This is a genomic window from Roseateles violae (assembly GCF_030410485.1).
Lineage (GTDB): Bacteria > Pseudomonadota > Gammaproteobacteria > Burkholderiales > Burkholderiaceae_C > Roseateles_D > Roseateles_D violae.
On record NZ_JAUHHC010000003.1, the window covers coordinates 432,523 to 449,852 of the forward strand.

Consider the following 17,330-nt stretch of genomic DNA (forward strand, 5'->3'; position numbering starts at 1 on the left):
CTCGATCGCGGGGCCCGTCGGCGCTTCCGACAACAGAATCGTCAAAGCCGCCCAATTTGCCTGCACAGCAGCGCTTCTCAGGCGTAGCATGGTTCTCCAAGCTGCTGAGCAAGAAGCAGCATGAGGAGATCGCCATGAAGCCTGCTGCCCCGGCTGCTCCACTGTCGCCATCCGCTGCCCGCGTCGCGCGGTCCGGCCTGGCTTTGCTGCTGCTGTGCAGCGGCCTGCCCGCGCTGGCCGGGGACGGCGTGCAGACCAGCGTCGGCAGCGCCTCGCCGCGCTGGCAGGCACGCGTGCAGCTGAGCAGCCAGGACGGCGGCCCCTATGCCGGCGGCGAGAGCCAGCGCTATATGAGCTCGCGCTTCCTGAGCGCCAATCTGCTGGGCGACTATTACCTGACCGGTTCCGGCCTCGGCGGCGTGCGCGGTGGCCTGCGCGCCACCGGCGGCATGCTGATGGGACCGCTGTCGATGTCGCAGACCGGCGCCGGCCTGAGCCTGGGCTCCAGCACCATGCAGTACGGCCAGAACCTCGCGATCGGCCAGCGCAGCATGAGCCTGCTGTCACCGAACCCGGAGTTGGGCGATCCCAGCCTGTCGATGTCCTATCTGGGCATCGGCTACACCGGCCATGCGCTGCGCAGCGGCATCAGCTTCAGCGCCGACGTCGGCCTGATGAATGGTGCCAGCGGCCTGCGCCTGGGCAATAGCAATGCCGCCGGCATCGAGGACGTGCTGCGCGATATGCGCTACAAGCCGGTGCTGCAGCTGGGCCTGTCCTACAGCTACTGAGAGCCCCGGCGCCAGCGCGCCGGCGGCGCCTCGCCGATAATCGGGCCCAGAACATTCACTTTTGGGCAAGACGACATGGACGCAGTTCAGCAACGCATCGACGACCTGGTCAAGAACAACCGGGTCGTGCTTTTCATGAAGGGCACCGCGCAATTCCCCATGTGCGGCTTCTCCGGCCGCGCGGTGCAGATCCTGAAGGCCTGCGGCGTCAACGATCTGAAGACCTTCAATGTGCTGGAGGACGAGGCGGTGCGCCAGGGCATCAAGGACTATGCCCAGTGGCCGACCATCCCCCAGCTCTACGTGAACGGCGAATTCGTCGGCGGCTCGGACATCATGATGGAGATGTACCAGGCGGGTGAACTGCAGCAGGTGCTGAGCGCCTGATGACACAGAGACTGGTCGTCGGCATCACCGGCGCGACCGGTGCCGCCTACGGCCTGCGCTTGCTGCGCCGAGGCCGCGAGCTGGGCCTGGAGACGCATCTGATCGTCACGCCGGCCGGCGTGCTCAATATCCATCACGAGCTGGGGCTCGATCGCCAGAGCTTTGAACGCGAGGCCAGCTTCGCCTACGCGCCCGGCGATGTCGGCGCCTGCGTGGCCAGCGGCAGCTTCGCCACCGCGGCCATGGTCGTCGCGCCCTGCTCGATGAAATCGCTGGCGGCAATCGCCCATGGCTTTGGCGACAACCTGCTGACCCGTGCGGCCGACGTGACGCTGAAGGAGCGCCGCCGCCTGATCCTGATGGTGCGCGAGACGCCGCTGAACCTAGCGCATCTGCGCAATATGACCGCGGCGACCGAGATGGGCGCCATCGTCTTCCCGCCGCTGCCGGCCTTCTACCACCGGCCGCAGACCATTGGTGCGCTGATCGACGAGAGCGTGGAGCGGGTGCTGGAGCTGGCCGGCGTGGCCGGCGCGGCACCGCAGTCCTGGCCCGGGCTCAAGGCCTAGCGTTCGGCGTCCAGCAGCCAGCGCTTGCGCGCGCCAAACACGGCGTTCGGATATTCGGGCCGGCCGCGGCTGCCGTTGTAGCGGCCCAGGGCCAGGTAGAGATCGCCCTGCTCGCGGTCCAGATAGTGGCGCAGGATCACGCAACCGAAGCGTAGATTGGTCTGCATATGGAAGAGCCGAGAGGCCTGGCCATCGCCGATCAGCTGGGTCCAGAAGGGCATCACCTGCATATAGCCGCGCGCGCCGGCGCTGCTGATCGCGTATTTGCGAAAGCCGCTCTCGACCTGGACCAGACCCAGCACCAGCGAGGGCTCCAGGCCGGCGCGCTTGGCCTCGTACCAGACGGTCTCGAGGAACTCGATGCGGGTCTGCGGCTCGGTCTTCTTGGGCTTGAGCTTCTCGCTCATCGCGCCGAGCCAGCGCAGATAGGCCAGGCGGTCCTCGATCTGCTCGAAGCGCGGTTTGGGCGGCGCGCTGTTGGCGATCGAGGCGGCCAGCGCCGAGCGCACCGCGTCCGCCAGCGGCTCCTCGACCTGGGCGCCGGCCCGCGCCTGCAGGGGCGGTAGCGCGCCCGCGCAGACGGCAGCGCCGGCGAGCAGGAAACCGCGCCGCTTCAAAGCTTCAGCTGCGCCTTCAGATGGCCGACGACATCGGCCAGCGCCAGCTTGCTGGCCTCGGCTTCGCGGCGGCCCTGGTACTCGACCTGACCCTCCTTGAGGCCGCGGTCCGAGATGACGACGCGGTGCGGCACGCCGACCAGCTCCCAGTCGGCAAACATCGCGCCGGGGCGCTCGCCGCGGTCGTCGAGCAGCACGTCGACGCCCAGCGCCTGCAGCTCCTCGTGCAGCTGGGTCGCGGCGGCCTTGACCTCCTCGCTGCGGTCCATGCCGATCGGGCAGACGACGACGGTGAAGGGCGCGATCGCGTCGGGCCAGACGATGCCGCGCGCGTCGTGGTTCTGCTCGATCGCTGCACCCAGGATGCGCGTCACGCCGATGCCGTAGCAGCCCATTTCCATGGGCTGCGGCTTGCCGCCCTCGTCGAGGAAGTTGGCGCCCATCGCGGCCGAGTACTTGGTGCCCAGATAGAACACATGGCCGACCTCGATGCCGCGCTGGATCGCCAGCAGGCCCTTGCCATCCGGTGAGGGATCGCCGGCAACGACATTGCGGATGTCGGCGATCAGGTCCGGCTCGGGCAGGTCGCGGCCCCAGTTGGCGCCGGTGTAGTGGAAGTCGGCCTCGTTGGCGCCGCAGACGAAGTCGGCCATGTTGGCGACCGTGCGGTCGGCGACGACCTTGACCGGCTTCTTGGTGGCGATCGGACCGAGATAGCCCGGCTTGCAGCCAAAGTGCTCATCGATCTCGGCGACGGTGGCAAAGCGGAAGCCGCCCTTCAGACCCTCGAGCTTGCCGGCCTTGACCTCGTTCAGCTCGTGATCGCCGCGCACCAGCAGCAGCCAGACGGTCGTCTTCTTGATATCGCCGCGCTCGTCGAGCTCGTCGGTGGCCAGCACCAGCGACTTGACCGTCTGCGTGAGGTCCAGCTTCAGCAGCTGCGCCACATCGGCACAGGTGGCCTTGCCGGGCGTCGGCGTCTTCGCCAGCGCCTGGGTCGCGGCGCCACGCGTCGCGATCAGCGCGACCGCCTCGGCCAGCTCGATATTGGCCGCGAAGTCGCTGTCCGGGCAGTAGACGATCGCGTCCTCGCCGGTCTCGGCGATGACTTGGAATTCATGCGAACGATCGCCGCCGATCGCGCCGGTGTCGGCCGCGACGGCACGGTACTCGAGGCCCAGGCGGTCGAAGATCTTGCAGTAGGCGCCGTACATCGCCTCGTAGCTGCGGCCGGCGGCCTCCTTGTCACGGTCGAAGGAATAGGCGTCCTTCATCGTGAACTCGCGGCCGCGCATGATGCCGAAGCGCGGCCGGCGCTCGTCGCGGAACTTGGTCTGGATGTGATAGAAATTCTTCGGCAGCTGCTTGTAGGAGCGCAGCTCCTGGCGGGCGATATCGGTGATCACCTCTTCGCTGGTCGGCTGGATGATGAAGTCGCGCTCATGGCGATCCTTCACGCGCAGCAGTTCGGGGCCCATCTTGTCGAAGCGGCCCGTCTCCTGCCACAGCTCGGCCGGCTGGACGATGGGCATCAGGAGCTCGACGGCGCCGGCCCGGTTCATCTCCTCGCGGATGATGGCCTCGACCTTGCGGATCACCCGCAAACCCATGGGCATGTAGTTGTAAATGCCGGCGCCCAGGCGCTTGATCATGCCGGCGCGCATCATAAGCTTGTGGCTGACGACTTCGGCATCGGCGGGCGCTTCCTTGAGCGTGGAGATGAAGAACTGGCTGGCTTTCATGGCTGAGCAAGGCCTGACCCTCAAGGGCCGGCTGGATTCAAAAGATGAGGGTTAGCGAGGATCGCGCCGAAAAGGCGGCCGAATGCAATAATCGATCCAACTAGAGATTCGAGGTTGATTATGCTCGACCGTGAAGGGTTCCGCCCCAACGTCGGCATCATCCTGCTCAACCACAGGAACGAGGTGTTCTGGGGCAAACGCATCCGCACCCATTCCTGGCAGTTCCCGCAAGGGGGCATCAAGCATGGCGAGACGCCCGAGCAGGCGATGTTTCGCGAGCTCCACGAAGAAGTGGGGCTCATTCCTGAGCATGTGCGCATCATCGCGCGCACCCGTGACTGGCTGCGCTATGAAGTGCCCGAGCACTTCATCCGCCGCGACGCGCGCGGCCATTACCGTGGACAAAAGCAGATCTGGTTCCTGCTGCAACTGACCGGACGCGACTGCGATATGAACCTGCGCGCGACCGATCATCCGGAGTTCGATGCCTGGCGCTGGAACGAATACTGGGTGCCGCTGGACGCAGTGATCGAGTTCAAGCGCGGCGTCTACGAGATGGCGCTGACCGAGTTGGCCCGCTACCTGCCGCGCATCAACCATCACAACCGCTATCTGCGCTCCGGCATGCGGCCACAGCATCGCGATGGTGGCGGGCGGTCGCAGACGATGGAGCCGCAGGCGGCGCCGGCTGCCGACATTCCCGAGGCGGACAAGCCGGCTTAGCCGCGCCCGGATTGTGGCTTCGGCTCACATCGCTGCGCGATATGAGCCTTGCCGCAATCTGGTGCTCGCCTCAGGCGAGCACCAGATTGTCTCGATGGATCAGTTCCGGCTCGGCCGCGTAACCGAGCATGCGCTCGATCTGATGCGAGGGCTTGCGCGCGATCAGCCGCGCCTCGGCGCTCGAGTAATTGCTCAAGCCCCGGGCCAGTTCGCGACCCTGCGGATCACGCACCGCAATCACGTCGCCGCGCTGGAAATCGCCCTGCACCTCGACAACGCCGATCGGCAAGAGGCTCTTGCCCTCGCCCTGCAGCTTGGCCGCCGCACCGGCATCGACACCGACCGCACCGCGCAGCTGCAGATGGTCGACCATCCACAGCTTGCGCGCCGCCAGCTTGGGCGTGCTGGCCAGCAGCGCCGTGCCGATGGCCTCGCCGGCCCCGAGGCGCAAGAGCACATCAGGCTCGCGCCCCCAGGCGATCACGGTGGACGCGCCGGAGCCGGCCGCGCGCTTGGCGGCCAGGATCTTGGTGATCATGCCGCCGCGGCCTATCGATGAGCCGGCGCCGCCGGCCATCTGCTCGAGCTCCGGCGTGCCGGCCACCGCCTGGTCGATGAAGCGGGCGTTCGGATCCTTGCGCGGATCGGCCGAGTACAGGCCCTTCTGATCGGTCAGGATGACCAGCGCGTCGGCCTCGACCAGGTTCGCGACCAGGGCGCCCAAGGTGTCGTTGTCGCCGAACTTGATCTCGTCGTTGACGACGGTGTCGTTCTCGTTGATGACCGGCAGCACGCGGTGCTGCAGCAGGGTCAGCAGGGTCGAGCGCGCATTCAGATAGCGCTCGCGATCGGCCAGGTCTGCATGCGTCAGCAAGACCTGGGCACTGCCCATGCCCTGCTCGCGCAGCTTGCTCTCGTACATCTGGGCCAGGCCCATCTGGCCGACGGCCGCGGCCGCCTGCAGCTCGTGGACCTCCTTGGGCCGCGTGGCCCAGCCCAAGCGCTTCATGCCCTCAGCGATCGCGCCGCTGGACACCATCACCAGCTCGCGGCCCTCGCCCATCAGCGCGGCCAGCTGCCGGCACCAGTTAGCGATGGCCTCGGCATCGACGCCACGGCCCTCGTTGGTGACCAAGCTAGAACCAACCTTGACGACGATGCGGCGGGCGTCCTTCAGCGGCGCCACACCGGCATTCACCGTCGCGGCGCTCATGCCTTGCTCTCGCCTTCGGCCGCCTCGAAGCGCACGTCCGGCTCGACATGGTGGATCTGGAAGCTGGCCACATGCTCGTAGATCGCATGGATCAGCGGCTGGCAGCCCTCGCGGGTCAGCGCCGAGATCTCGAACACCGGGCCCTTCCACTTGTAGCGCTTGATGAAGTCCTTGACCCGTGCGGCGCGCTCGTCCTCGGGCACCATGTCCAGCTTGTTCAACACCAGCCAGCGGGGCTTGTCGTACAGCGACTGGTCGTACTTCTTCAGCTCGTTGACGATGGCCTTGGCCTCGGCGACCGGATCGACCTCGGGGTCGAAGGGTGCCAGGTCGACCACATGCAACAACAAACGCGTGCGCTGCAGATGGCGCAGGAACTGGTGGCCGAGGCCGGCACCTTCGGAGGCACCCTCGATCAGTCCCGGAATGTCGGCGACGACGAAACTCTTCTCCGGCCCGACCCGCACGACGCCCAGATTCGGATGCAGCGTGGTGAAGGGATAGTCGGCGATCTTGGGCTTGGCGTTCGAGATCGCCGTGATCAAGGTCGACTTGCCGGCGTTCGGCTGGCCCAAGAGGCCGACATCGGCCAGCACGCGCAGCTCCAGGCGCAGCTTCTTCGCCTCGCCGGGCCAACCGGGCGTCTTCTGACGCGGTGCGCGGTTGGTGCTGGTTTTGAAATGCAGATTGCCGAAGCCGCCGTCGCCGCCCTTGGCAATCAGCACCTTCTCGCCGGGCTCGATCAGCTCGGCGATGACGGTCTCGGTCTCGAGGTCGGTGATGATGGTGCCGACCGGCATGCGCAGCACAATGTCGTCGGCGGCGGCGCCGTACTGGTCGGAGCCGCGACCGGCCTCGCCGTTGCGTGCCTCGTGGCGGCGCGCATAGCGGTAGTCGATCAGCGTGTTCAGGTTCAGGTCGCCGACGGCCCAGACCGAGCCGCCGCGGCCGCCGTCACCGCCGTCCGGTCCGCCGAAGGGGATGAACTTCTCGCGGCGGAAGCTGGCACAGCCGGCGCCGCCATTGCCGGCCACGACGTCGATGGTGGCTTCGTCTACGAACTTCATGGTGTTGCGCCTTTCGAGGCGGATGGTAAGTCAGGGCAAGGCCCGCCAGCGCAGCCTCAAAAAGCAAAAGCCCCGGCAAGCCGGGGCTTCAACTCACCAGCGGTCGGCTGCGACGCTGCCGCTGGCGATGCATTGCCGGCTGATTAGACCGGCGTGACGATGACCGTCGAACGGCTCAGTTCGCCCTTGGTGGCAAACGACACCGTGCCGTCGACCAGCGCGAACAGCGTGTGGTCCTTGCCCATGCCGACATTCGTGCCAGCGTGGAACTTGGTGCCGCGCTGACGCACGATGATCGAACCGGCCGAGATGGTCTGACCGCCGTAAACCTTCACGCCCAGCATCTTGGGCTTGGAGTCGCGGCCGTTCCGTGTGGAACCGCCGCCCTTTTTCTGTGCCATGGATTAGCTCCTTGAACTGTTGGCGAAGAAAAACCGCTATCGCTTAGCCGTTGACCGCGCTGATTTCCAGCTCGGTGTAGGTCTGGCGATGGCCCTGGCTCTTCTTGTAGTGCTTGCGACGACGCAGCTTGAAGATGCGCACCTTGTCGTGCTTACCTTGCGCCACAACCGTGGCCTTAACGCTTGCGCCAGCAACCAAGGGAGTGCCAACCTTCAGTTCAGCGCCGTTTCCGACGGCCAGAACCTGGTCGATCACAATCTCTTGGCCAACATCCGCAGCAATCTGTTCTACCTTGATCTTTTCGCCAGCAGCAACCTTGTATTGCTTGCCACCGGTTTTTATGACCGCGTACATATCAGCCCTTTCAATAAAACAAGCCCGGCGCCGCTCAAACGGCCGCGCCTGGCCCCGACTCCGCAGCCCATCGGGCACGCACTGGACACACCCAAAAAGACGCAGAGCCGGCGAGTGTAGCATGAACGCGGGAAAACACCAAGGGCAGGCCAGAGATGAGGGTGGCGGCTGCGGCGTCGGCGGCCCGCCCGCCGAGCACCCGCAGACCGGCCTGCCTCGCGACCGGCACTCGGCATGCTCCCTATAATCCGTGATTCGTCAAAAAGAGAGTTGAGAGTGCACGCAGCGTCCGCCTCGCCCCCCGCCCCCTCCAACACGCTGGCCGAAGTGCTGGCCGAGTTGGCCGCCGAGATGCAGCAGGTCGATGCCGTCATCGCCCGGCGCCTCAGCTCCGACGTTGCCCTGATCAACCAGATCTCCGCCTACATCGTCCACGCCGGCGGCAAGCGCATGCGCCCGAAGCTGGTGCTGCTGTTCGCCAATGCGCTGGGCTATGACCGGCCCGAGCGCTTCGAACTGGCCGCCGTCGTCGAGTTCATCCATACCGCGACTCTGCTGCACGACGATGTCGTCGACGAATCGTCGCTGCGCCGGGGCAAGCCGACCGCCAATGCGCTGTTCGGCAATGCGGCCAGCGTGCTGGTCGGTGACTTCCTCTACTCGCGCGCCTTCCAGATGATGGTCGGCGTCAACCGCATGCGTGTGCTCGAGGTGCTGGCCGAGGCAACCAATGTGATCGCCGAGGGCGAGGTCCTGCAGCTGATCAATATGCACGACCCCGACATCACGGTGGAGAGCTATCTGCGCGTGATCCGCTACAAGACCGCCAAGCTGTTCGAGGCCAGCGCGCGTCTCGGCGCGGTGCTGGCCGATGCCAGCCCGGCCGTCGAGGATGCCTGCGCCGGCTATGGCCGCGCGCTGGGCACAGCCTTCCAGCTGATCGACGACGTGCTCGACTACGAGGGCGATCCGCACGCGCTCGGCAAGAACATCGGCGACGATCTGCGCGAGGGCAAGACCACCTTGCCGCTGCTGATCGCGATGGAGCGCGGCACGCCCGAACAACGCGCGCTGCTGCGCCACGCGATCGAGCATGGCGAGCAGGAAAAGCTGGCGGAGATCGTTGCCATCGTGCGCGAGACCGGCGCGCTCGAGGCGACGCGCGAGGCCGCGCGCGCCGAGGCCAAGCTGGCCCGCGAATGTTTAAATCAGCTGCCTCTTAACAAGTGGCAGGAAAGTCTGCTAGAATTTGCGGCTCAGTCGGTTGAGAGATCTTTTTGATCGGATCGAACGACAGAACAAGAAGTTGAGAACAAATCAGGGCTCCCCTGACTTGATCGACACATCGGGGTGTAGCTTAGCCTGGTAGAGCGCTACGTTCGGGACGTAGAGGCCGGAGGTTCGAATCCTCTCACCCCGACCAGAATTTTTCCTTGGTGACAAGGACTGCAGAAGCCGCGGACTCCGCGGCTTTTTGCTTTTCGGGCCGCCTTCCCAATCAGGGCGACAGCACCGTCCCGCTGAGCTCGGGGAACACCTTGCCGACCTTGGCCAGCAGGTAGTCGCCATAGCTGCCTTCGAAGGCATGGACGTTGGCGCCGTCCCAGCGGCTGGCACGGTCGTCCTCGGCGGCGGGCAGGCCCTCGATAGCGGCCGGCCGCGAGAAGAAGTTCGGATCGAAGAACAGCGGGAACGACAGGCGGTCGCGACCGCTGCTGTTGAGCCGCACCCGATGCGGCGTCGAGCGGTAGAGGCCGCGCGTCATCCGGTCCAGCATGTCGCCGATATTGCAGACGAAGCTGCCCGGCAGTGGCGGTGCCTCGATCCAGCCGGCGCGCGTCCGGACCTGCAGGCCCCCGGTGGCATCCTGGTACAGCAGGGTCAGCAGGCCGTAGTCGGTGTGCTCGCCCACGCCCCATTGCACCGCCTCCGGCGCCGGCCGGCTCGGGTAGTTGAAGAGGCGAAACAGGATCAGCGGATCGGCCGTGTAGCGCGCCGCGAAGTAGTCGGCCGGCAGCGCCAGGCTCAGCGCGATGCCGCGCATCAGCGCATGGCCCAGCGCCGTGCCGGCCTGCAGATAGTCGAGCACCGCCTCGCGCAGCCCGGCCGGCCGCTCGGGCCAGAGATTGGGGCCATGCAGCGGCGTGCCGGCGCGCACCAGCGCATGCTCGGCATCCAGCTCGCTGCCGAGGTAGAACCCCTCCTTCCAGTCCGGCCGGCCCGAGGTCAGCTCGCCGCCAGTGCGGAAATAGCCGCGCCAGGCGCGGCCGCCGGCGCTCATAGTCAGGCGCAGCTTCTCGGCCTCGGGCTGGGCGAAGAACTCACGCGCCAATGCATCGAGGCGCTCGACCAGCGCCGCCGGCACGCCATGGCCGCGCACATAGAAGAAGCCATGCGCACGGCAGGCGGCGCCGATCTGCGCGGCAACCTCGGCCAGCGCCGTGGCGTCGGGCGTCGCGGCCACCAGCGGCGCCACGTCGATCACCGGCAGCTGGTGTTCGAGCGGAGACAGGGCAGTCATCGTCGGCAAGGGATGAAGCAAGCGGTTCGCATGCGCGACAGCATGCCGCAAATCCCGGCGCGGCCTGCACCGATTTGCGCCTAAGCATATGTGCAAGCCTTTGTTCCCGGCGCGGACAGGCCTTTCTAAGCTGAGGCCCTGTTCACTGCACCTAAGGAAAAGCCCATGAGCCTGCTGCGCCGCCGCGCCTTTGCGATCACCGCCATCACCGCCACCTTGCTGGGTCTGGCCGCCCCGGCCCGCGCCGACCAGCTCGACGACATCCGCAAGAAGGGCGAGCTGGTCGTCGGCGTGCTCGGCACCGACGAGCCGAACAGCTTCATCGATCCGAAGTCGCGCGAGATCATCGGCTACGAGGTCGACCTGGCCCGCGCGATCGCCGCCCGGCTGGGCGTGCCGCTGAAGCTCAAGCAGCTGGCCGTGGCCGCGCGCATCCCCGAGCTGCAGCAAGGCCATGTCGATCTGCTGGCCGCCAGCCTCACGCACAACAAGGAGCGCGAGGCGGTGATCGACTTTTCGCTGACCACCTTCGTCACCGGGCAGAAGGTGCTGGTCAAGAAGGACAGCGGCATCAGGAACGTCGCCGAGCTCGCCGGCAAGAAGGTCGTCACCGTTAAGGGAGGCACGCAGGAGCCCAATATCCGCAAGGCGGTCGGCCAGGTGGAGGTGGTCACCTTCGAGACCGGGCCGCAGGCCTTCCAGGCGCTGCAGCAGGGCAAGGGCATCGCCTTCGTCAACGACGAGGTCTCGCTGCTGGACCAGTACGCCAAGCTCGGCGGCGCACAGGCGCAGTACGCGATCCTGCCGCAGAACATCAGCATCGAGCCGCTGGCCCTGGGGATCCGCAAGGGCGAGACCAAGTTCAAGGCCGTGGTCGACGAGGTGCTGCGCGAGCTGGAAAAGCGCGGCGAGGCCGAGAAGCTGTTCGTCAAGTGGTACGGCCCCGAGACGCGGCTGAAGTTCCCCAGCCGCGGCTTCAAGATCGACAGCGACAAGGTCGAGAGCTGATCCGGCTCGCGATCCTGACGGCGCCCCGCGCAATCCGCGGGGCGCCTTTTCCTTGTGCCTGACGCCATGCCCCTGCTCGATTTCGGCCCGCTGCTGGCCGGCCCCTACCGCGACTGGCTGATCGCCGGCCTGCGCCTGTCGCTGCTGCTGACCGCCGTCTGCCTGCTGCTGGCGTTGCCGCTGGCCAGCCTCGTCGCGCTGGCGCGCCTGTCGCCGCTGCGCGGCCTGCGCGCGTTGGCCTGGGCCTATGTCGAGGGCATGCGCAGCGTGCCGCTGCTCGTGCACCTGCTGTTCTGGTATTTCGCTGCGCCGGAGCTGCTGCCGGACGCCCCCAAGACCTGGCTCTATGCCGGCCAGATCGAGACCGCCAGCGCGATCGCCGCGCTGACGCTGTACACCGCCGCCTATATGGCCGAGGACATGCGCTCGGGTCTCAACGCGGTGCCGCGGACGCAGTTCGAGGCGGCGCGCGCGCTGGGCTTTACCTTTCTGGCGACGATGCGGCTGGTGATCCTGCCGCAGGCGCTGCGCATCACGGTGCCGCCGCTGATCTCGCAGACCCTGAACCTGTGGAAGAACACCAGCATCGCCACCGTGATCGGCACGGCCGAGCTGATGTACCAGGCACAGCGGGTCGAGACGGCCAGCTTCCGCGGCTTCGAGACCTTTGCCCTCGCCACCGCCGTCTACCTGGGCCTGTCGCTGGCGATCAGTCTGGCGGGCTGGGCCTTTCAGCGGCGCTATCCGACCCGGCCCGCCGCATGAAGGAGCTGATCGACAGCTACTGGCTGTACTTCCTGCTCGGTCAGTACCCGCATGGCCCGCTGGGCGGCCTGGCGCTGACCCTGCTGCTGGCCGGCAGCGCGATGCTGCTGGCCGCGCCGCTGGGCCTGCTGGTCGGCGTGGCGCGCATCAGCCCCTGGGCGGCGCTGCGCGTGCCGGTGACGGCCCTGGTCTGGGTGGTGCGCGGCACGCCGCTGCTGATGGTGGTGTTCTGGGCCTATTTCTTCCTGCCGGTCCTCACCGGCCACAAGAGCAGCCAGCTGGCGACCATGCTGGCGGCGCTGGTGCTGTTCGACGCCGCCTATCTGGCCGAGATCGTGCGCGCCGGCCTGCAGGGCCTGCCGCGCGGCCAATTGCAGGCGGCGCGGGCGCTGGGCCTGACCTGGCTGCAGGCGCTGCGCCTGGTGCTGCTGCCGCAGGCGCTGCGCCAGATGCTGCCCTCGCTGGTCAACCAGTTCGTCACCACCATCAAGCACACCTCGCTGGGCACCATCATCGGCCTGTCGGAGCTGAGCTTCGTCGCCAACCAGATCAATATCCAGGTGCTGGTCAAACCGGTCGAGGTCTATGCCAGCCTGGCCGCCAGCTACTTCCTGCTCTGCTTCGGCCTGTCGCGCCTGGCCGGCCTGCTGGAGCGTCGGCCCGGCCTCAGGGCGACGGCGCCAGCGCCCACCAGCTAGGCAGCAGGCGCTGCACCTCGGCACGGCGATAGCGGTCATCGATCAGGTGCAGCACGCCCTCGTCGCTGGGCGTGCGGATCACGCGGCCGGCCGCCTGCACGACCTTCTGCAGGCCCGGGTACAGATAGGCGTAGTCGTAGCCGGCGCCGAACAGCGCCTGCATGCGCAACCGGATCTGCTCGTTGACCGGGTTCAGCTGCGGCAGGCCCAGGGTCGACAAAAAGGCGCCAATCAGCCGCCGGCCCGGTAGATCGATGCCCTCCGAGAAGGCGCCGCCCAGCACGGCGAAGCCTATGCCCTGCCCGCCCTCGTCGAAGCGCTCGAGGAACTGGCGCTGCTCGGCCTCGCCCATGCGCCGCGACTGGCACCAGATCGGCAGGGTCGGGTGTTGCGCCGACAGCAGCTCGGCGACCTGCTGCAGATAGTTGTAGCTGCTGAAGAAGGCCAGGTAGTTGCCGGGCCGCGCGGCGAACTGCGCCGCCATCAGATCGACGATGGGTGCCAGCGAGGCGGCGCGGTCGCGGTAGCGGGTCGAGATCGCGCCGGCGATATGCACCTGCAGCTGCGCGGCGCGAAAGGGCGAGTCCACATCCACCCAGACATGGCGCTCGGGCAGGCCCAGCAGATCGGCGTAGTAGTCGCTGGGCTGCAGAGTGGCCGAGAACAGGCAGCTGCTGTGCGCCGCCTCCAGCCGCGGCCGCAGAAAGGGCGCCGGCACCAGATTGCGCAGGCTGATGACCGAATGACCCAGCTTGGCCGGCGCGGCCGGCCGGACCACGTCGACCAGCGAATGCGCGTCCAGCGTCTCGGTCAAGCGCAGCCAGTGCAGCGCCTCGAAGCCGAAGTCCAGCAGCGCTGGATCCGGCTCGGCCGCCTGCTCGACCAGATGATCCTGGATCGCCGTGCTGCATTGCTGCAACGCCTGCAGCAGGCGCTCGGGCACGGCGGGCAGCACGCGGTAGTCCTCGCCCGGCTCCTTGTCCAGCGCGACCCAGGCGCGGCGCAGCTTGTCCAGCGCCTTCTTGATCGCCGGCACGGCGGCCGCGGCGCGCGAGCGGCGCGCCGCCGTCAGGCTCTCGGGCCGCAGCTCGGCGCTGTACATCAGGCGGCCGCGCTCCACCAGATTGTGGGCCTCGTCGACCAGCAGGCCGACCCGCCACTGGTTTGCCTGCGTCAAGCCGTGCAGCAGGCCACCCAGATCGAAGTAGTAGTTGTAGTCGCCGACGACCACGTCCACCCAGCGCGCCAGTTCCTGGCTCAGGTAATAGGGGCAGACCTGGTGCCGCAGCGCCAGCTCGCGCAGCGCCGCCTGCTCCAGCGGCACGCCGGCCTCCAGCGCCGCCGTGCGCGCGGCCGGCAACCGCTCGTAGAAGCCGCGCGCCAGCGGGCAGGATTCGCCATGGCAGGCCTTGTCCGGATGCTCGCAGGCCTTGTCGCGCGCGACCAGCTCGAGCACGCGCAGCGGCCCGGCATCGAGGCGGCGCAGGGCGTTCAGCGCCAGTTCGCGGCCCGAGGTCTTGGCGGCCAGGAAGAAGATCTTGTCCAGGCGCTGCGCCGGCGTCGCCTTCAGCTGCGGGAACAGGGTACCCACCGTCTTGCCGATGCCGGTCGGCGCCTGCGCCAGCAGGCAGCGGCCGCCGGCCGCGGCGCGGTAGACCGCCTCGGCCAAGGGCCGCTGGCCCTGGCGGAAGCCGTCGAAGGGAAAGCGCAGCGCCGCCAGCGCCGCGTCGCGCGCTTCGCGATGCGCGATCTGCCGCTGCGCCCAGGCCAGGAAGCGCTCGCAATGCTGCTCGAAATGCTGGCGCAGCGCCGCGGCCGTGCAGTGCTCGCTGATCAGCGTCTCGCGCTGGCTGCCGATGTCGAAATAGACCAGGCCGACCTCCAGCTGCTCCAGGCCCTCCTGCTGGCACAGCAGCCAGCCATAGATCTTGGCCTGCGCCCAGTGCAGCTGCCGCTGCGCCGGCGGCTGGCGCTCGAGCCGACCCTTGTAGGTCTTGACCTCCTCCAGCCGGCCGCGCGCCGGATCAAAGCCATCGGCACGGCCGCGCACCCGCAGCGGCCCATGGTCGCCGCTCAATGCCAGCTCGCTGCGATAGCCGGCGCCGCGCCGCGCGGCAACCAGGGCATGGCCGGCGATGCCTTCCAGGGCGGTCGGCGCCGGCGTGAAGCGCAGATCGAGATCGCCCTGCTTGGCGGTGAACTCGCAAAGCTCCCGCACGGCGACCGTGTAGCGGGGCTCGCTCACGGCCGCTCGTCGCCCAGCGCCGCCTGCGGCGACGCGTCCTCGTCGCTGCTCCAGGGCGTGGCCTTGGCCAGCGCCAGCCAGACGGCGAAGGGCAAGCTGCAGCGGCTGTGGCGGGCCGGGCGCAGCAGCTCGAAGCGGCCGGCGTCCAGCTCGCCATGCAGCACCCAGACGCCGAACTGCTCGGGGATCTCCTCGGCCTCGGCCACGCCGGCCGGGAACACGTAATAGCACTCGCTGCACAGCCATTGATAGGCCTGGCGCTTGGCCGCATGGCGCAGGTCCGACAACAGGTCGGCGCGGCTGGCCTTGATCTCATGCACCATGGGCTGCAGATAGGCCTCCACCGTCGTGTTGCGCACCGAGAACAGATCGGGCCGGGCCATGCGCCAGACATTGCGCGCCGCGACCGCCGCCGCATCAAGCGGCTCGCCGCTCAGCAGGGGCGGCTGGCCCGCCGGCGCGGCGCCCTCCTCGACCAGCGCCCGCAGCGAGAGCTCGCGCCAGACGATGCGGCCCGCGCCCGACAGCTGGGCGGCGAAGCGCTGTGCCAGCCGGTCATGGGCCGACAGCGCGCGCTGGCCCTGCTGGCGCGATCGGGCCAGCAGGGCGATGCCGGCCTCGGTCAGCGCCAGGGTCTCACGGCCGTCGAGGGCGAGGCGCTGCTCGAGCAGCTGCGCGGCGAGCAGGTCGATCTCGATGCCGTCGCGGCAGGGCCAGCCGGCCGAGCGCCAGACCTGCATCAGCCGGGTTCGATGCAGACGGGTCAGGACGGGCGCCGCGCGCAGATCACCGCTCATGCCACTGATTATAAATACAGTGGTTCTTCGGCCCGTGCCGCAGCCGGCGCCTACTTCAGCCGGCGCCGGGGGCCGGGCCGGCAACCGGCGGCAGCAGCTTGCGCAGCAGCTCGCGGTCGACCGGCTTGCGCAGATAGTGGTCGAAACGGGCAAAACTTTCCGACACCCGTTCCTCGGCGCCGCCCCAGCCGGTGACGGCGATCAGCACGATGTCGTCGCCATATCGCTGGCGCAGCCGCTGCGACAGTTCATGCCCGCTGACGCCGGGCATATGGATGTCCATCAGCACGCACAGCGGCTGGAACTCCTCGATCAGCGACAGCGCCTGCACGCCGCTGCTGGCGGTGCGCACGGTGTAGCCGTCCATCTCCAGCACCATCGCCAGGGTCTCCGCCGAGTCGGGCACATCGTCGACGACGACCACGCGGACTTCTTCCTTGCTCATCCCCCTGCCCCCTTTACTTTTCGCCAGCACCGAACGGCAGCGCGGCCGGCATCATGGCAACCGAGCCTGCTTGGGCGACGCTCAGCCGTTCATCCAGTCCGCACCGCATAGGGCGCTCACACCGGCAGCATGCCGTGAAGAAAGGACGATAGCCAAAGCAAGCGTGCATTGTCCAGTATCGCCCGCTGCCGCGGTGTCGCCAGCCCGGCCAGCAGGCGCAGGCCCAGACAGGGCGCCAGCATCGGCATCAGCAGCCGGTGCGGCGCTGCTAGGCAAGCAAGGTACCCAGGCGGCCGGGCAGCGGGCGTCGTGGCGCTTGCGGCGCCAGCACGGCGCGCGGCAGATGGCCGACCGGCCGTGCCGTCGTCGCCGGCGGGAATTCCGCTTGCCGCTGCCGCAGCAGACCAGGACAGCCAGCGAAAGGACAGATCATGGGACGCAGCAGCCTGCTCGGCATCGACCGAGCCCCTCTCGAACCCAAGGGCCGCGACGAAGAGGCGCTGGGGCCCGGCGACAACTCGGACAGCGGCAGCGACCGCGCCGGTACGGACAGCCTGCCCTCGGCCGATCCGGCCGAGCCGGTCGACGTGACCCTAGGCCGCGACCTTGCCCATGCGCCGCTGGAGACCCGCGAGCCGCGAGCACAGGAGGACGGCGCCGACATCTCGGTCGACCAGATCTTCGACGATGAGGAACTGCCCGGCGTCGACAAGGCCGAGGCGATCGACCGCGCGATGGCGCCGGATCCCGGCGACGAGGAGGAGGGCGAAGAGGATGATGAAGACGAGGATGAGGATCGCCTGCGCCCGACGGGCAAGAAGGGAAGGACGACAAACACCAAGCCGCGCGCCCGACGCGGGGACTGAGGGCCCGACAAAGCCGCGTCGGAAGGTGAGGACGGCAAGAGCCGGAGCTCTGAGAGGCCGCCGGTTCGGGTAGACCCGCAGCCGCGGCCCCGACTGTTGCGCGGCGGACGACGCGGGCAT

General features: G+C 68.0%; 19 protein-coding genes and 1 tRNA gene. 10 read left to right on the forward strand and 10 right to left on the reverse strand.

What is annotated here, in order from left to right; genetic code table 11:
- Positions 1-134 precede the first annotated feature (134 nt).
- The 3 genes from QWJ38_RS12360 (at position 135) to QWJ38_RS12370 (ending at position 1,747) form a co-directional block, all read left to right on the forward strand.
- Positions 135-791 carry a hypothetical protein gene (locus tag QWJ38_RS12360; RefSeq protein ID WP_290359389.1) on the forward strand — a complete coding sequence of 219 codons (657 nt, stop codon included), beginning with the start codon at positions 135-137 and terminating at the stop codon, positions 789-791.
- 75 nt (positions 792-866) lie between these two features.
- Positions 867-1,178 carry a Grx4 family monothiol glutaredoxin gene (gene grxD, locus QWJ38_RS12365; protein ID WP_290359390.1) on the forward strand — a complete coding sequence of 104 codons (312 nt, stop codon included), beginning with the start codon at positions 867-869 and terminating at the stop codon, positions 1,176-1,178.
- On the forward strand, positions 1,178-1,747 hold the full coding sequence (locus QWJ38_RS12370; protein ID WP_290359391.1) for a UbiX family flavin prenyltransferase: 570 nt from the start codon (positions 1,178-1,180) through the stop codon (positions 1,745-1,747). Before grxD ends, QWJ38_RS12370 begins: the two co-directional genes overlap by 1 nt.
- On the opposite strand, the gene QWJ38_RS12375 is transcribed toward QWJ38_RS12370, so the two are convergent.
- Together QWJ38_RS12375 and QWJ38_RS12380 are read right to left on the reverse strand one after the other, a co-directional pair.
- Positions 1,744-2,364 carry a lytic transglycosylase domain-containing protein gene (locus tag QWJ38_RS12375; RefSeq protein WP_434063976.1) on the reverse strand — a complete coding sequence of 207 codons (621 nt, stop codon included), beginning with the start codon at positions 2,362-2,364 and terminating at the stop codon, positions 1,744-1,746. The two genes, QWJ38_RS12370 and QWJ38_RS12375, sit on opposite strands and share 4 nt — an antisense overlap.
- Positions 2,361-4,106: a proline--tRNA ligase gene (locus tag QWJ38_RS12380; RefSeq protein ID WP_290359392.1), complete on the reverse strand. Its 1,746-nt coding sequence runs from the start codon at positions 4,104-4,106 to the stop codon at positions 2,361-2,363. Before QWJ38_RS12380 ends, QWJ38_RS12375 begins: the two co-directional genes overlap by 4 nt.
- Positions 4,107-4,226: 120 nt before the next feature.
- On the opposite strand from QWJ38_RS12380, the gene QWJ38_RS12385 reads away from it, so the two are divergent.
- Entirely contained in the window at positions 4,227-4,829 is a 603-nt protein-coding gene (locus QWJ38_RS12385; RefSeq protein ID WP_290359393.1) for an RNA pyrophosphohydrolase, read from the forward strand.
- A gap of 70 nt (positions 4,830-4,899) precedes the next feature.
- Here QWJ38_RS12385 and proB read toward each other — a convergent pair whose 3' ends face one another.
- The 4 genes from proB to rplU form a co-directional block, all read right to left on the reverse strand.
- The gene (proB, locus tag QWJ38_RS12390) at positions 4,900-6,042 is read right to left on the reverse strand and encodes a glutamate 5-kinase (RefSeq protein WP_290359394.1); all 1,143 of its coding nucleotides are present in this window, start codon (positions 6,040-6,042) and stop codon (positions 4,900-4,902) included.
- Positions 6,039-7,109, reverse strand: coding sequence for an Obg family GTPase CgtA (cgtA, locus tag QWJ38_RS12395; protein WP_290359395.1), 1,071 nt, complete (start codon positions 7,107-7,109; stop codon positions 6,039-6,041). The genes proB and cgtA overlap by 4 nt, the downstream gene beginning before the upstream one ends.
- A gap of 143 nt (positions 7,110-7,252) precedes the next feature.
- Complete coding sequence (gene rpmA, locus QWJ38_RS12400) at positions 7,253-7,510, reverse strand: 50S ribosomal protein L27 (protein ID WP_290359396.1); 258 nt, start codon at positions 7,508-7,510, stop codon at positions 7,253-7,255.
- A gap of 43 nt (positions 7,511-7,553) precedes the next feature.
- Entirely contained in the window at positions 7,554-7,865 is a 312-nt protein-coding gene (gene rplU, locus QWJ38_RS12405; protein WP_195797624.1) for a 50S ribosomal protein L21, read from the reverse strand.
- A gap of 351 nt (positions 7,866-8,216) precedes the next feature.
- Between rplU and QWJ38_RS12410 the strand changes: the two genes are divergently transcribed.
- Together QWJ38_RS12410 and QWJ38_RS12415 are read left to right on the forward strand one after the other, a co-directional pair.
- Entirely contained in the window at positions 8,217-9,146 is a 930-nt protein-coding gene (locus QWJ38_RS12410; protein WP_290359795.1) for a polyprenyl synthetase family protein, read from the forward strand.
- Positions 9,147-9,211: 65 nt separating this feature from the next.
- Positions 9,212-9,288 (forward strand) — tRNA-Pro (locus QWJ38_RS12415).
- A 75-nt stretch (positions 9,289-9,363) separates the two neighbouring features.
- Here QWJ38_RS12415 and QWJ38_RS12420 read toward each other — a convergent pair.
- Entirely contained in the window at positions 9,364-10,386 is a 1,023-nt protein-coding gene (locus QWJ38_RS12420) for an isopenicillin N synthase family dioxygenase (RefSeq protein ID WP_290359397.1), read from the reverse strand.
- 165 nt (positions 10,387-10,551) lie between these two features.
- Between QWJ38_RS12420 and QWJ38_RS12425 the strand changes: the two genes are divergently transcribed.
- From QWJ38_RS12425 to QWJ38_RS12435, 3 genes are all read left to right on the forward strand, one after another.
- The gene (locus tag QWJ38_RS12425; RefSeq protein ID WP_290359398.1) at positions 10,552-11,394 is read left to right on the forward strand and encodes an ABC transporter substrate-binding protein; all 843 of its coding nucleotides are present in this window, start codon (positions 10,552-10,554) and stop codon (positions 11,392-11,394) included.
- 66 nt (positions 11,395-11,460) lie between these two features.
- Positions 11,461-12,159, forward strand: a complete 699-nt coding sequence (locus tag QWJ38_RS12430; RefSeq protein WP_290359399.1) for an amino acid ABC transporter permease — start codon at positions 11,461-11,463, stop codon at positions 12,157-12,159.
- On the forward strand, positions 12,156-12,857 hold the full coding sequence (locus tag QWJ38_RS12435; RefSeq protein ID WP_290359400.1) for an amino acid ABC transporter permease: 702 nt from the start codon (positions 12,156-12,158) through the stop codon (positions 12,855-12,857). Before QWJ38_RS12430 ends, QWJ38_RS12435 begins: the two co-directional genes overlap by 4 nt.
- On the opposite strand, the gene QWJ38_RS12440 is transcribed toward QWJ38_RS12435, so the two are convergent.
- The 3 genes from QWJ38_RS12440 to QWJ38_RS12450 are packed head-to-tail and all read right to left on the reverse strand — an operon-like array spanning position 12,826 to position 16,344.
- Positions 12,826-15,102, reverse strand: coding sequence for an ATP-dependent DNA helicase (locus QWJ38_RS12440; protein ID WP_290359401.1), 2,277 nt, complete (start codon positions 15,100-15,102; stop codon positions 12,826-12,828). The genes QWJ38_RS12435 and QWJ38_RS12440 overlap by 32 nt on opposite strands.
- Entirely contained in the window at positions 15,099-15,899 is an 801-nt protein-coding gene (locus tag QWJ38_RS12445; RefSeq protein WP_290359402.1) for a hypothetical protein, read from the reverse strand. Before QWJ38_RS12445 ends, QWJ38_RS12440 begins: the two co-directional genes overlap by 4 nt.
- A gap of 55 nt (positions 15,900-15,954) precedes the next feature.
- Positions 15,955-16,344, reverse strand: a complete 390-nt coding sequence (locus tag QWJ38_RS12450; protein WP_290359403.1) for a response regulator — start codon at positions 16,342-16,344, stop codon at positions 15,955-15,957.
- Between the two features lie 431 nt (positions 16,345-16,775).
- Between QWJ38_RS12450 and QWJ38_RS12455 the strand changes: the two genes are divergently transcribed.
- Positions 16,776-17,210, forward strand: a complete 435-nt coding sequence (locus QWJ38_RS12455; RefSeq protein WP_290359404.1) for a hypothetical protein — start codon at positions 16,776-16,778, stop codon at positions 17,208-17,210.
- Positions 17,211-17,330 lie beyond the last annotated feature (120 nt).